Source organism: Amycolatopsis sp. 505 (genome assembly GCF_031625235.1).
Taxonomy (GTDB): domain Bacteria; phylum Actinomycetota; class Actinomycetes; order Mycobacteriales; family Pseudonocardiaceae; genus Amycolatopsis.
On the sequence record NZ_JACKQP010000009.1, the window covers coordinates 84692 to 98347 of the forward strand.

The 13656-nt window shown below is 71.9% G+C and carries 12 protein-coding genes; 5 read left to right on the plus strand and 7 right to left on the minus strand.

Annotation, left to right across the window (positions count from 1 at the left end):
* Positions 1-2: 2 nt before the first annotated feature.
* The 4 genes from H5965_RS31205 to H5965_RS31220 all read right to left on the minus strand — a co-directional run bounded on the left by H5965_RS31205 (position 3) and on the right by H5965_RS31220 (position 3830).
* Positions 3-905 (minus strand): hypothetical protein, encoded by a 903-nt coding sequence (locus H5965_RS31205; protein WP_310974364.1) that lies wholly within the window; start codon positions 903-905, stop codon positions 3-5.
* On the minus strand, positions 902-1681 hold the full coding sequence (locus H5965_RS31210) for a hypothetical protein (protein ID WP_310974365.1): 780 nt from the start codon (positions 1679-1681) through the stop codon (positions 902-904). Before H5965_RS31210 ends, H5965_RS31205 begins: the two co-directional genes overlap by 4 nt.
* Before the next feature lie 156 nt (positions 1682-1837).
* A complete protein-coding gene (locus H5965_RS31215; protein WP_310974366.1) occupies positions 1838-2128 on the minus strand; it encodes a hypothetical protein in 291 nt (96 codons plus the stop codon).
* A 166-nt stretch (positions 2129-2294) separates the two neighbouring features.
* A complete protein-coding gene (locus H5965_RS31220) occupies positions 2295-3830 on the minus strand; it encodes an NAD(P)/FAD-dependent oxidoreductase (protein WP_310974368.1) in 1536 nt (511 codons plus the stop codon).
* Positions 3831-4104: 274 nt separating this feature from the next.
* Between H5965_RS31220 and H5965_RS31225 the strand changes: the two genes are divergently transcribed.
* The 3 genes from H5965_RS31225 to H5965_RS31235 all read left to right on the plus strand — a co-directional run bounded on the left by H5965_RS31225 (position 4105) and on the right by H5965_RS31235 (position 8247).
* The gene (locus H5965_RS31225; RefSeq protein WP_310974370.1) at positions 4105-5064 is read left to right on the plus strand and encodes an RIO1 family regulatory kinase/ATPase; all 960 of its coding nucleotides are present in this window, start codon (positions 4105-4107) and stop codon (positions 5062-5064) included.
* Positions 5065-5387: 323 nt separating this feature from the next.
* Positions 5388-6971 carry a DEAD/DEAH box helicase gene (locus tag H5965_RS31230; protein ID WP_310974372.1) on the plus strand — a complete coding sequence of 528 codons (1584 nt, stop codon included), beginning with the start codon at positions 5388-5390 and terminating at the stop codon, positions 6969-6971.
* Positions 6972-7071: 100 nt separating this feature from the next.
* Positions 7072-8247, plus strand: a complete 1176-nt coding sequence (locus tag H5965_RS31235; RefSeq protein WP_310974374.1) for an 8-amino-7-oxononanoate synthase — start codon at positions 7072-7074, stop codon at positions 8245-8247.
* Between the two features lie 7 nt (positions 8248-8254).
* Here the strand turns inward: H5965_RS31235 and H5965_RS31240 are convergent, their stop codons facing one another.
* Together H5965_RS31240 and H5965_RS31245 are read right to left on the minus strand one after the other, a co-directional pair.
* A complete protein-coding gene (locus H5965_RS31240) occupies positions 8255-8686 on the minus strand; it encodes a GNAT family N-acetyltransferase (protein ID WP_310974375.1) in 432 nt (143 codons plus the stop codon).
* A 17-nt stretch (positions 8687-8703) separates the two neighbouring features.
* Positions 8704-9519 carry a serine protease gene (locus tag H5965_RS31245; protein ID WP_310974377.1) on the minus strand — a complete coding sequence of 272 codons (816 nt, stop codon included), beginning with the start codon at positions 9517-9519 and terminating at the stop codon, positions 8704-8706.
* Between the two features lie 162 nt (positions 9520-9681).
* Here H5965_RS31245 and H5965_RS31250 point away from each other — a divergent pair, with 162 nt between their 5' ends.
* Both H5965_RS31250 and H5965_RS31255 read left to right on the plus strand, forming a co-directional pair.
* A complete protein-coding gene (locus H5965_RS31250) occupies positions 9682-10536 on the plus strand; it encodes a M15 family metallopeptidase (protein WP_396136964.1) in 855 nt (284 codons plus the stop codon).
* A 96-nt stretch (positions 10537-10632) separates the two neighbouring features.
* The gene (locus H5965_RS31255) at positions 10633-12027 is read left to right on the plus strand and encodes a mycothione reductase (protein WP_310974378.1); all 1395 of its coding nucleotides are present in this window, start codon (positions 10633-10635) and stop codon (positions 12025-12027) included.
* 38 nt (positions 12028-12065) lie between these two features.
* Here the strand turns inward: H5965_RS31255 and H5965_RS31260 are convergent, their stop codons facing one another.
* Positions 12066-13592, minus strand: a complete 1527-nt coding sequence (locus H5965_RS31260; RefSeq protein WP_310974379.1) for a proprotein convertase P-domain-containing protein — start codon at positions 13590-13592, stop codon at positions 12066-12068.
* Between the last annotated feature and the right edge of the window lie 64 nt (positions 13593-13656).

The window sequence follows — 13656 nt, forward strand, 5'->3', positions numbered from 1 at the left end:
GGTCATGCCTCGGCAAGCCACTCGGCGATCGCGCGGGAGATCGCACCGCCGGCTCGCTCGTCGTAGCCCTCGAAACACGGCATCGAATTGGCCTCCAGGAAGACCCACTGCCCGGTCGCGCGCTCGATCTTGAAGTCGACGCCCAGCAACGGCACCCGGCAGTGCCCGGTCAGCCGCGTGCAGCCTTCGGCTATTTCCCGGGGTACCTCCAGCGGGCGGTAGTCGTTGACCCCGCGGACGGTCCGGTAGTCGAGAACCGGCGAGTCGATCAGCTCGCCGAACGATTGGTCGCCCACGACGTGGACCCGCACGTCCGGGCCGATGATCCGCTCTTGGAACAGGACCGGCAGGTGGGCCAGCCGCGGCAGCCGGGATTCGTGGGGTGGCTCGAAGACCGTCGCCCAGGTCTTCGTGGCACTGACGCCCTTGAAGATCGCGCCGGTGCGGCAGCCGCGGACGAAGTCCAGCGCCTCCTCTGGATCCGTGGTGAGGCAGGTCGCGGGGATCTGCCAGCCGCCCACTTCGCCGAGGGCGACCGCGTGCAGCAGCTTCGTGAATCCGGAAGCCTCGCGCAACGGCGGGTTCATCACCTTGAGCGGAACGAACTCGAGAATCCGCGCCAGGGCCTCGGTCTGGCCCGCGGAGGCCGCGGCCAGTTCGGGAGTGGGTGCGGCGAAAGCGATCTCCACGAGCCGGCACCAGATGGCCCCGAAATCACCGAGGCGATGACTTTCGCCGTCCAGCGACAGCACGGTGTCGGCCGGACTGTCCAGCGGAATGCGGATCTTCCCGCGCATCGCCAGCGACGGCAGGTCCACCGGCCGGAACGGGATCCCGGCCCGGCGCAATCCCCGCAGCCCCGCCGTGAACGTGGGATCGGCGGCGGCACCGAGGCAGAGGATCATGGTGTCAGCTCGCTCAGCAGCGCGGTGTAGATCCGATCTTCGAGGTGCGGGAACAGGTGGTGGCTGGGCCAGCACGAGACGTCGGTCAGCCGGACGACCTCGGCTTCGAACTCGACGGTGAAGTCGGCGAATCCCATGCCCCGGCGGCGGAGCCAGCCGGCGATCGGCGCTACGAGATCCGCGGTCTTCCCGCTGGGTTCCCCTCCGGCCGCTCCCACGTCGAAGACGCCGGCTCCGGCGACGACGAACCGGTGCGAGCGAGCCGGATCACGGTCTGCGATCTGCACTACGTCGAACCGACTGCGCGGCGCCTCGGGTGCCATCGCTGTCCACTCGGGAATCCGATACACGTCGTTGCCCGGCGCCGAACCGTCATTGAGGACCACCGTGCGCGGCGGCTCGACGAGCCCGGTTCCCGCTTGCTCCAGCGGGTCCAGGCGCGCGAAGAACCCGCGCTCCGACGGCCGGTTGACGACCGGCCCCGGCCACAGCGCGACGGCCGACCAGAAAGCCGCATAGGTCTCGGCGGCGGCGAAGCTGCGATCCGGGTCCGACTCCTCGCCCCAGTCGCCGACTCCGCGGTTCAGGACTCCGCTCACCTCGGCGCCGTCGAGCGTCAGCCGAGTACTGCATGCTCGATCACGCGTCGCGTGCACCGAGACGCCGACCCGGCCGAACCCGGCCGACACCACCGCCGGAACCCCCTGCCGGAGTGCAAAACCGGCGAACCGGACGGCTGTCTCGTCCGAGCCGGGGGCGATCACCAGGAGCGTCACCGCCGGGACGTTTCCCAGACCTCAAGCGCAGCCGCTACCTGCCACGCCGTTCTCGCGAGGTCCTCGACCACAGCCGGCCGTGCTTCGCGCGGAATGAAGGGCCGCGTGTCGCCGGAACGATCTCCGGACGGAGCCGAGGTCGTTCCCTCGTGGGCGTCAGCGGGTCCCAGGGAACCGTCCGGCATACCGCTCCATCATTTCGCTGGTTTCGGTCGACTCACTGGTTTCCGTGCTTTCGGAACGCTCGGAGGTCTCGCTGCCTTCGGTGCCTTCCTTGCCCTCGGATCGCTCGGTGTTTTCGGAACTCTCGGTGCTCTCGGACCCCTCGGAACCGAACCTCGAAACTTCAGGGAGTCCGGCATGCGAAGCCGAAGTCACGTCGAGGTAGCTCGCCACCCGCTTCCGGATTTCGAGCGGGAAATCCGTGAAGGCAGCTTCGTCGCCCATCCTGACCCCTCCCACGCCCCACCGCCGCCGGTCTTTCCATGGGAGCACCCGGCGAAACCGGGTGTCAACGCTGCCCCGCGCGATGCACCTGCATGGGGCAGCGTCGATTCCCGGGGACCGTTTCTTTTTCACCGGTTGCGGGCCGTGCGCAATTCCGGGTCACCGTTCACGCTCGGGCGCCGAGCACCGCCATTGCCGCGTTGTGGCCGGGGATGCCGCTGACACCACCTCCTCTCGCGGCACCCGCACCACACAGCAGGATGCGTTCGTGGGCGGTCTCGACGCCCCAGCGACCGGCCTGGGCCGGATCTTCCGCGTACGGCCACGACAGGTCCCGGTGGAAGATGTGCCCCGCCGGAAGGCCCAGCTCGGCTTCCAGGTCCAGCGGGGTCTTCGCTTCCACACAGGGCCTGCCGTCCGGCGCGATCAGCAGGCAGTCCTCGATCGGCTCGGCCAGCACGCTGTTCAGCGAAGCGAGCGTCGCGCGCAACGCCGCTTCGCGTGCCTCTTCGTTGCGCCCCTCGAAGAGGCGTGCCGGCATGTGCAGGCCGAACAGGGTGAGGGTGTGCGTGCCGGCCGCGCGTTCGGCCGGGCCGAGGATCGACGGATCCGTCAGCGAGTGGCAATAGATTTCGCAGGGCGGCAGCGTGGGGATCCCGCCCGCCGCCGCCTCGCGGTACGCCGTTTCCAGCTGGCTGAAGGTCTCGTTGACGTGGAAGGTGCCCCCGAACGCTTCGGCCGGATCGACGTCCGGGTCACGCAGCCTCGGCAGCCGCGTCAGCACCATGTTCACCTTCAGCTGTGCGCCTTCCGGGCGCTCCGCCGGATCCTCGCCCAGCAGCCGCGCGAGCGCCGCCGGCGCGACGTTCGCGAGGACGTGCCCGCCCCGGACGACGAGTTCGGTGTCGTCACGCCGGTAACGCACCTCGCCGTCCGGGTCGATCGCGAGCACCTCGGCCCCGGTCACCAGGCACGCGCCCGCCGCGGCGGCGACCGCCGCGAGCGAACGGGTGACCGCGCCCATGCCGCCGACCGGGACGTCCCAGTCGCCGGTGCCGTTGCCAATCACGTGGTACAGCAGACACCGGTTCTGCCGCAAGTCCTCGCCGTCCGCCGGGGCGAACGTGCCGATCAGCGCGTCGGTGAGCACCACGCCGCGCACCGTGTCGTGGCCGAACCACGACCTGAGCGCTTCGCCGATCGGCCGTTCGAACAGCAAGGACCACGCCTCGGCATCGCCGACGCGCTCGCGGAAGTCCACTTCGGACAGCAGCGGTTCGGTGAGCGTCCCGAACGCACGCCCGGCGACGCGCTCGGTCAGCTCGTAGAACCGCTGCCAGGCCGAGAAGTCCGAAGTGGACCCGGTGACCGCCCGGAACGACGACGCCGTCCGGACGGCGTCGTCGTTGTCGACAAGGAGACCGGAGCCGCCCGACGGGGTGTAGGACGACATCCGGCGCCGTCGCAGTTCCACGTCGAGGCCGAGGTCGGCCACGATCTTCTTCGGCAGCAGGCTGACCAGGTACGAGTAGCGCGAAAGCCGGACGTCCACGCCCTCGAACGCGCGGAACGAGACGGCGGCGCCACCGGTCTCTTCCCGCCGTTCGAGCACGAGCACGGACCGGCCCGCCCGCGCCAGGTACGCGGCCGCCACCAGGCCGTTGTGCCCACCGCCGACGATCACCACGTCGTAGCTGTCCATCTGCCGCCCTTCCTGGTTCGGCCTGCCCGTTCATCGTGACCACGGCGCCGGGGCGAATTCAAGGAAACGTCACGAATGGACCGTTCGCGCTATTCGGTTGCGCGGCGGCGGAGAAGTCCGGCATCCTGTGCGCACCCGGCAGGGAGCCGGTGTGGTGAGAACGGGAGGTGCCTGACGTGAGGACTGTCCGGGCCTTTTCGCGCCCTCACCCACCCGCCCCCCGAGGCTGACCACGCGCCCGGTGGGGCATCCCTGATCAAGGAGAAACCCACCAGTGCGCCAGCACGACTACGAAGACTTCGACCTGTTCGACGACCAGCCCACCCGGCGCCGGAAGAGCCCGCGGCGCGGCCGGTTCGACGAACCCGAACCCACCCGCAGCGGACGGCTGACCGAAGCCGAGCGCGTCCGGCTCGCGAAACTGCGCGACGACGCCTACACCGAAAACCAGCTGCCCGACGGCGCCGACCGCTGGTCCACCTGGGACGACGCCGAGCACGGCCCGCTCCCCCGGCCGGACTGGGTCATCACCGAGCTCGCCGCGGTCGACACCGACCTCGGCGTCCTCAAGACCGGCAAGGAGGCCGACGTCCACCTGCTGCGGCGCGGGCTGCCCGGCACGCCGGGCACGCTCCTCGCCGCGAAGCGCTACCGCAGCGACGAGCACAAGCTGTTCCACCGCGACGCGGGCTACCTCGAAGGGCGGCGGATGCGCCGGTCCCGCGAGATGCGCGCGATGGCCCAGCGCAGCGCGTTCGGCCGCAACCTGATCGCCGAGCAGTGGGCGGTGGCGGAGTTCGCCGCGCTGAGTCGCCTGTGGACGCTCGGCGCGCCGGTGCCCTACCCGGTGCAGCGGGAGGGGACGGAACTGCTGCTCGAGTTCCTCGGCGAGGACGACGGCACCGCCGCGCCCCGGCTGGCCCAGGTCCGCCCGGACCCGGACGAGCTGACGGACCTGTGGTTCCAGGCCACCGCGGCGCTCGAACTGCTCGCCTCCGAAGGGCTCGCGCACGGCGACCTCTCGGCGTACAACCTGCTCGTGCACCGGGGCAGGCTGATGGTGATCGACCTGCCCCAGGTCGTCGACGTCGTCGCCAACCCCGGCGGCGTCGAGTTCCTGGCGCGGGACGTGCGCAACCTGGCCGGCTGGTTCCACGGCCGGGGCCTCGGCGAGGACGTCACGAACACCGGGGAACTGCTGGCGGAGCTCGTCTCCGCGGCCGGCATGGACTGATTCCGCGGCGGCGTCGCAGGTGTGGCGTGGAACACGCCTGCGACCCCGCCCACAACCGGTGACCTCGATGCGTAGTCCCAGCTCCGGCTCGGGTACAGTGAACACAGACCGCAACCGGCGGCGTGGATGAGTTGGTGTCCGTCGCCTCCAGAGCCACCGAATGGCTCGCGGTAATCCGTAACCCAAGCGGCGCGCAGTGTCGGCAAGCGATGACACGGTGTGCCGGGTCCGTCCCTGTGAACGCCCATCGCACACCATCTTGCCCTGCCTGCGCGCGGGCAGCCCGGGCCTCCCTTGCGACGAACCACGTCCGAGAGGCATTTGTGACAGTCACGTTCAACTCCGGCCACTCCTCGACGTCCGCCCGCGCGGGCCGTCCCGACCACAAGCCGCGCCAGCGGCCTGCGGGCGGCGACATGCTACGCGACGACGCCGTCGAGACCGTGGTCACCAAGACGTTCGCCCAGCTGGGCCTGCCGGAGCCGCTGCTCCGCGCGCTGGCCGATGCGGGCATCGCCAACCCGTTCCCGATCCAGTCCGCGACCATCCCGGACGCCCTGGCCGGCCGCGACGTGCTGGGCCGCGCCCAGACCGGCTCCGGCAAGACCCTCGCCTTCGGCCTGGCCATGCTGGCCCGGCTCGACGGCGGCAAGGCCCGCCCGAAGCGCCCCCGCGCGCTGATCCTGGTCCCGACCCGCGAGCTGGCCATGCAGGTCGCCGACTCGCTGACCCCGCTGGCCAAGGCCCTGGGCCTGTGGTGCCGCACGGCCGTCGGCGGCATGGCTTTCGCCCGTCAGGCCGACGCGCTGTCCCGCGGCGTCGACCTGCTGATCGCCACGCCGGGCCGCCTGTCGGACCACGTCCGCCAGGGCACCGCGCACCTGGGCGACTGCAACTTCATCGCGCTCGACGAGGCCGACCAGATGGCGGACATGGGCTTCATGCCGCAGGTCCGCGAGATCCTCGATCTGACCCCGCCGGGCGGGCAGCGGCTGCTGTTCTCCGCGACCCTCGACGGTGACGTCAACCGCCTGGTCAAGCAGTACCTGACCGACCCGGTCACGCACTCGGTCGCGCCGTCGACCGCCAGCGTGACGACCATGGACCACCACGTGCTCCAGGTCTCGCACCAGGACAAGCAGGACGTCATCACGCAGATCGGCGCCCGCGAGGGCCGCACGATCATGTTCGTGCGCACCAAGCACCACGTCGACCGCCTCACCGAGCGGCTGCGCGAGCAGGGTGTGCACGCGGCGGCGCTGCACGGCGGCAAGACCCAGGGGCAGCGCAACCGCGTCCTCGCCGACTTCAAGGACGGCCACACCCCGGTGCTGGTCGCCACGGACGTCGCCGCGCGCGGCATCCACGTCGACGACATCTCGCTGGTGCTGCACGTCGACCCGGCCGCCGACCACAAGGACTACCTGCACCGCGCCGGCCGCACGGCCCGCGCCGGGGCGTCCGGTGTGGTCGTCACGCTGGCGACGCACGACCAGCGCCGGATGGTCCGCCGGCTGACCGACCGCGCCGGCGTGCGCGCGGAGTCGACGACGGTCCGCCCGGGCGACGCCGAGCTGTCCCGCATCACCGGTGCCCAGGAGCCCAGCGGTGAGCCGGTCGTCGAGCGGCGGCGTGAGAACCCGCGCCGCGGCGGCGGTGGCTTCCGCGGAGACCGCGGCTTCGGCGGCGGCCGGGGCGGCGAGCGCGGCGGTTCCTACCGCGGCGAGCGCAGCTACGGCGACCGTGACCGTGGCGGCGAGCGCGGCGGCGACCGTGGTGGTTACCGCGGCGGCGACCGCGAAGGCCGTCCCGGTGGCTTCGGCGGCCGCGGCCGTCAGCCCCGCTCGGGCAACGGCGGTGGCTACGGCCGCCCGAGCCGTGGCCCGCGTCGCGGCTACGACAGCTGATCGTCCTCTTTCGGAAGCCCCGGACCATGCGGTCCGGGGCTTCCGGCGTTTCCAGCCCCGCTTGGCCGGGCGCCGGGGCCCGGATGGGAGACTGCGGGACGTGACTACGCCGCCGACGCTCCCGCCCGACGAGGTTTTCGACTGGCTCGACGCCGAGGCGGAGAAGCGGGCGAACGCGGGACTCGTGCGGCAGCTGCGGCCGCGTCCCGCGCAGGCCGACGAGCTGGACCTGGCCGGCAACGACTACCTCGGGCTGGCGCGCGACAAGCGGGTCGCCGGGGCCGCCGCGGCCGCCGCGCTGCGCTGGGGCGCCGGGTCGACCGGGTCCCGGCTGGTCACCGGATCGACCGAGCTGCACACCGAGCTGGAGCTGGAGCTCGCCCGGTTCTGCGGCGCGCAGGCGGCGCTCGTGTTCTCCTCCGGCTTCGCCGCGAACCTCGGTGCGGTGACGGCGCTGTCCGGGGCCGAGTCGGCGATCGTCACCGACAAGTACATCCACGCGTCGCTGATCGAGGGCTGCCGGCTGTCGCGGGCCGACGTCGCCGCGGTCGCGCACTCGACGCCGTCGGCGATCAAGCACGCCCTGGCGACCCGGCGCAAGCCGCGGGCGCTGGTGGTGACGGACTCGGTGTTCTCGGTCGACGGCGACCTCGCCCCGCTCGACGAGCTGGCCGGGATCTGCCGATCGCACAGCGCCGCGCTGCTGGTCGACGACGCGCACGGCTTCGGCGTCCTTGGCGAAGGCGGCCGCGGGGCGGTCCACGCGGCCGGGCTTTCGGGCGCGCCCGACGTCGTCACGACGTTGACGCTGTCGAAGTCCCTCGGCGCGCAGGGCGGGGCCGTGGTGGGGCCGCGCCGGGTGATCAAACACCTGGTGGACACGGCACGCAGCTTCATCTTCGACACCGCGCTGGCGCCCGCGAGCGCCGCGGCCGCGCTGGCGGCGTTGCACGCGCTGAAGGAAGAGCCGGGGCTGGCCGGGAAGGTGCTCGAGAACGCGGGCAACCTGGCGATGTCGCTGAAGGCGAACGGGTTGAAGGCGAGCGTTCCGGACGCCGCCGTGATCTCGGTTCAGGCGCCGTCCGCGGAGACGGCGGTGGCGTGGGCCGCGGCGTGTGCCGAGCAGGGCATCCGCGTCGGGTGCTTCCGGCCGCCGTCGGTGCCGGACGGGATTTCGCGGCTGCGGCTGACCGCGCGGGCCGACCTCACGGAGTCCGATGTGGACCGTGCGGTGAAGGTGATCACCGCGACGGCCCCACGGGGCGCGCTCGCCTGAGCGGGGGTCACGGGCGGCGGCGCATCCTGATGTGCGGGATCCCGTCGTCGTCGGTGTATTCGTCGCCTTCCGCGACAAAGCCGTAGCGCGCGTAGAAGCCCTGGACGTAGGTCTGCGCGTCGAGGACGTACTCGCCCGGGACGGTCAGGGCCGCGTCCATCAGGCGGGCCGCCAGGCCGGCGCCACGGGCGTGCGCCGCCGTCGCCACGCGGCCGATGCGGCGGATGCCGCCCGGGTCGAGCAGGACCCGCAGGTACGCCAGGACCGAGCCGGCGTCCTCGAACCACAGGTGGCGGGTGTCCGGGAGCAGGTCGCGGCCGTCGAGCTCCGCGTACGCGGCCTTCTGCTCCACGACGAACACGTCGACGCGCAGGCGGAGGATGTCGTGCAGCTGGGCGGCGGTCAGCTCGGGACCGGTCGCGTCGTGCAGGGTCGGCATACCCCTGCTTAGCACGCTCAGCCGAGGAGGCGGGGCCTGGCCTGGGCTTCGATGTCGTTGGCGTACGTCGAGACGCGCGTGTAGACACCCGGCCTGTTCGCCTTCGCGCAGCCGTCGCCGAAGGAGACGATGCCGATCAGCGTGTCGCCGACCACGAGCGGGCCGCCGGAGTCGCCCTGGCAGGCGTCGACGCCGCCCTCGGCGTAGCCCGCGCACACCATGGTTCGCTGGTCGTAGACGTCGTAGTCGGTGCGGCACTCGCTGTCCGAGACCACCGGCACGTCGGCGCTGCGCAGGTAGTCGGAACGGGCGCCGCCGTCGGCGATGCGGCCCCAGCCGAGCACGGTCGCCTGGGTGCCCTTGGCGTACAGCCCCGCGTCGCCGCTTTCGGGCAGCTTCGCGGGCCGGTAGTCGAGCTGGCCGCGGACGGTCAGCACCGCGACGTCGCCGCCCTTCGTCGGGTCGCTGTAGCCCTGGGCGACCCAGACCTTCGAGACGCCGAGGACCTGGCCGTCGCCCGTGCGCTTGTCCTCGCGGCCGGCGACCACGCGGATGTCCTGCTTCGCCACCGCTTTCGCGCAGTGCGCCGCCGTCGCGACCGACGTCGAGCTCACGATCACCGCACCGCAGAACTGGTTGCCGCCCGCGTCGGTCAGGTACACCGCGTACGGGTGCTCCGACAGCGAAGCCTTTTCGCCGCCGACGATCCGCGGCTGGTTGGCCGAAGCCGGGCCGGCCACCGCCGTGCCCACCACGACCGGGATGGCGACCGCGGCGACCGCGAGGAGCGCGCCGCTCGCGAACAGCAGGGATCGGCGGAACTTCACGGGCATGGGTCTTCCCCTTTTCGGCGCAGCACGGAGCTAAGCACTCGGCATCCGGACAACTCCGGTGCGTGAACGACGTGCGCTCAATACCCTAAGCCGAGGGGGCCCAAAACGGTGTCACTGGAACGGGTGGTCTCCGCTCCCGGCCGCCTCTGCCAAGCTGACCGGATGGGGCGGACGGCGGCGGTGTGGGCAGCACTGGCCCTCACCCTGTGCGCATGCTCGGCGGAAGCACCGCCACCATCCCCGCCTGCACCTGCGGCGACACCAGTGGCAACGGCGACGACCACGGTGGCGAAGCCGGCGCCGACGTCGAGCGCGCCCGCCGTCACCTGGCAGGTGGGTGCCCGGCCGCTCCCCCGCCGTCCCGACGGCTTCGGCGAGGTCGAGCCGACGCCACCCGAACTGGTGAATCGGGCACTTCCGACAAAAGACCTCCTCCCGCCGCCCGCCGGGGCCGCCTACGCGTCGACGATCAGCGCCGTGCCCGCCGACGTCCTCGCGCGCAGCACGTGGCAGCCCGCCTGCCCCGTCAAGGCCGGCGACCTCCGCTACCTCACGATGTCGTTCTGGGGCTTCGACGGCCGCGCGCACACCGGCGAAATGCTGGTCAACGCCCGTGGCGCGGCGGGCATCACGAAAGTCTTCGGACAGCTCTTCGCCGCCCGCTTCCCCCTGGAGGAGATGCGCGTGACCGGCCCGGCCGAGCTCACCGCGCCGCCGACCGGGGACGGCAACTCGACCAGCGCGTTCGTCTGCCGCCCGGTGCGCGGGCAGACGACCTGGTCGGCGCACGCCTCCGGGCTCGCGGTGGACGTCAACCCGTTCTGCAACCCCTACACCCAGGGCGACCTCGTGCTGCCCGAGCTGGCCTCGGCGTACGTCGACCGTTCGCGCAAGCGGCCCGGCATGGTGCTGGCCGGCGACGCGACCGTGCGCGCGTTCGCGGCGATCGGGTGGAGCTGGGGCGGCGCCTGGGCCAGCCCGAAAGACCGGATGCACTTCACCGCGACCGGCCACTGACCACGTAATACGACGTTAAGCACAACGGGGAACACCAGCCTCCACGGCAGGGTTGGCTAGGGTGAAACGACCGGAACCGGACCCGCGGAGGATGCAGTGCCCCACTACGACCTGGTGATCGTCGGGACGGGATCGGGGAACTCGATCCTCGGCCCGGACTTCGCCGGCAAGAAGACGGCGATCGTCGAAAAGGGCACCTTCGGCGGCACCTGCCTCAACGTGGGCTGCATCCCGACGAAGATGTTCGTGTACGCCGCCGACGTCGCGTACACGCCTTCGCACAGCGCCAAGTACGGCGTCGACGAAGAGCTGAAGGGCGTGCGCTGGCGCGACATCCGCGACCGGATCTTCGGCCGCATCGACCCGATCGCCGAGGGCGGCGCGGAGTACCGGCGCCACCACGAGGACAACGCGAACGTCGACGTCTACGAGGGCACCGGCCGCTTCACCGGGCACAAGGAGCTGCGCGTCAGCTTCGGCGACGGGCGCCCCGACGAGGTGCTGACCGCCGACGAGTTCGTGCTCGCCGCGGGCGGCCGGCCGGTCATCCCCGACATCCCGGGCCTGGACGGCGTCGACTACCACACCTCCGACACCGTGATGCGGCTCGACGAGCTGCCCGAGCGGATCGTCATCCTCGGCGGCGGGTACATCGCGGCCGAGTTCGCGCACGTCTTCGCCTCCTTCGGTGTGCAGGTCACGCTGGTCAACCGGTCCGGGCGGCTGCTGCGCTCGGAGGACGAGGACGTCAGCGCCCGCTTCACCGAGCTGGCCGCCGAGCGGTTCGACGTCCGCCTCGAGCGCAAGACCGTGCGGGCGCGCAAGACCGACAGCGGCATCGCACTGGACCTCGAAGGGCCGCAGGGCGCCGAGACCGTCGAAGGTGACGTCCTGCTGATCGCCACCGGCCGCAAGCCGAACTCCGACCTCCTCGACGTCGCCGCCACCGGGGTGACCACAATGGACAGTGGACACGTCGTGGTGGACGACTACCAGCAGACCGCGGTCGAGGGCATCTACGCCCTCGGCGACCTGTCGTCGCCGCACGAGCTCAAGCACGTCGCGAACCACGAAGCCCGCGTGGTGCAGCACAACCTCCTGCACCCGGACGAGCGGATCACCGCCGACCACCGGTTCGTGCCGCACGCCGTCTTCACGCACCCACAGGTGGCCTCGGTCGGGCTGACCGAGCAGAAGGCCCGCGAGCTGGGCGTGTCCTACGTGGTCTCGAAGCAGGACTACGCCGGGATCGCGTACGGCTGGGCGATGGAGGACACCACGGGCTTCGCGAAGCTCCTGGCCGACCCGGCGACCGGGCACCTGCTCGGCGCGCACATCATCGGCCCGCAGGCGTCGTCGGTGATCCAGCCGCTCATCCAGGCGATGAGCTTCGGCCTCGACGCGCGCAGCATGGCCCGCGGACAGTACTGGATCCACCCGGCGATGCCGGAGCTGATCGAGAACGCGCTGCTGAACCTGCCCCTGGACTGAGGCGCCGGCGGGCCGGGACGCACCCGGCCCGCGGCGGCTCACAGGGTGATCGACCAGGTGTCGAGGGTGCCGGTGTCGCCGGGCCCGTAGTCGGTGACGCGCAGCTGCCAGCGGCCGCCGGCCGGGGCGGACGCCGGAACCGAGAACGTCCGGGTGCCGTTCCACGCCGTGCACGTGCCGCCACCGCTGTACTTGAGCGGGTACGCCTTGCTGCCGGGGTCGAGCAGCGTGACGCCGAGGTCCTCGGCGCACGTGTGCCGGATCGTCACCGCGACGGAAAGCGGCGTCGCCGCCTGGCCGGTCAGCGTGGACGTGACCGGGCTGAACACCTGCTGGTGGTCGCGGATCGGGTAGTCCGTGTCGTTGGTGAAGGTCCGGCCGCCCGGCGCCGGGCCGCTGCCGGTCACCAGGGTCAGCCGCCACTTGGCCAGCGCCTCGGCCACCGGCTGGAAGAGTGACAGATCCCCGTCCGAAGGGTTCTGGACGCACTGCGACGGGCCGCCGTCGTGCAGGCCGGTGGCCTTGTCGCCGAGCAACCAGCCGCCGCCGGAGTCGCCGCCGAGGGAGCACGCCGTCGTCCAGGTCAGGTCGTCGATGACCAGGCCGCCGCCGTAGTCGACGGACTTGTGCGTGTACTTCACCTCGCCGCACTGCCAGTGCGAGGTGTTGCCGGAGTGGCAGACGCGGTCGCCGACCATCGCTTCGGCCGCGCCGGACAGCGTGATCGCCGGCTGGCCCCAGGTGTTCACCGACGCCGAGAGGTTCCACCCGGCCTCCGTCACCGCGACGACGCCCATGTCGCCTTCGCGGGCGTTGACGCTGTGCGTGCCGCCGACGTTCGACGTGCCGATCCGGTTCTGTTGCCCCGAAGCGCCGTAGGCGGCCTGGTCGCGGTCGTTCGTGCAGTGCCCCGCGGTCAGGAAGTGCTTCGCACCGGCGGAATCCGTCACCGGGAAGCCGACCGAGCAGTTGCTCTCACTGCCCGGCCACCACGGGTTGCCGGTCTGGATCGTGCCCGACTGCTGCCGTGGCGACGTCGTGGTCTCGGTGATCCGGACCCCCAGCTCCCGCACGCGCGAAAGGAAGCTGTCGGTCGCGGCGGTCTTCTTCGTCCGGTCGACGTCCACCCCGACGTCGTTGGCGCGGACGTCGACGCCCCAGCCGTAGACGCCGGGGACGCCCCCGCCGACGAGGTCGCGGACGGCCGAGGCGGTGCGGTCGAGCTCGGTTCGGCTCCGGGCCACGACCCGGGCCGCCGCCCCCGCGGCACGGGCCTCCTCAGCCGCTTCCGGCGTGGTGACGGCGATGGTCAGCTGCCCGGCGGCGGCATCGAACCACTGTCCCGCGGCCTGCGCACGGACGGCCGCGGGCAGGGTCCCGGCCAGCCGGTGCGCGCGATCCTGGGCGGCGAGCTGGGTCCGGGCCTGGCCCGCGGACAGCCCGAACGCCGCGGCGACACCCGCCACTTCGGCGTCCGGATGGTCCGGCGCCGCTTCGGCGGGCATGACACCCGGTCCCAGCGTGGCCAGCGCGGCCACACTGACGGCGGAAACGAATCTGCGCATCGGTTTCTCCTCGGATCGGCGAGTGGAGTGCGCAGACGGTAAGCCGCCGGAAGGTCCGCGGTGC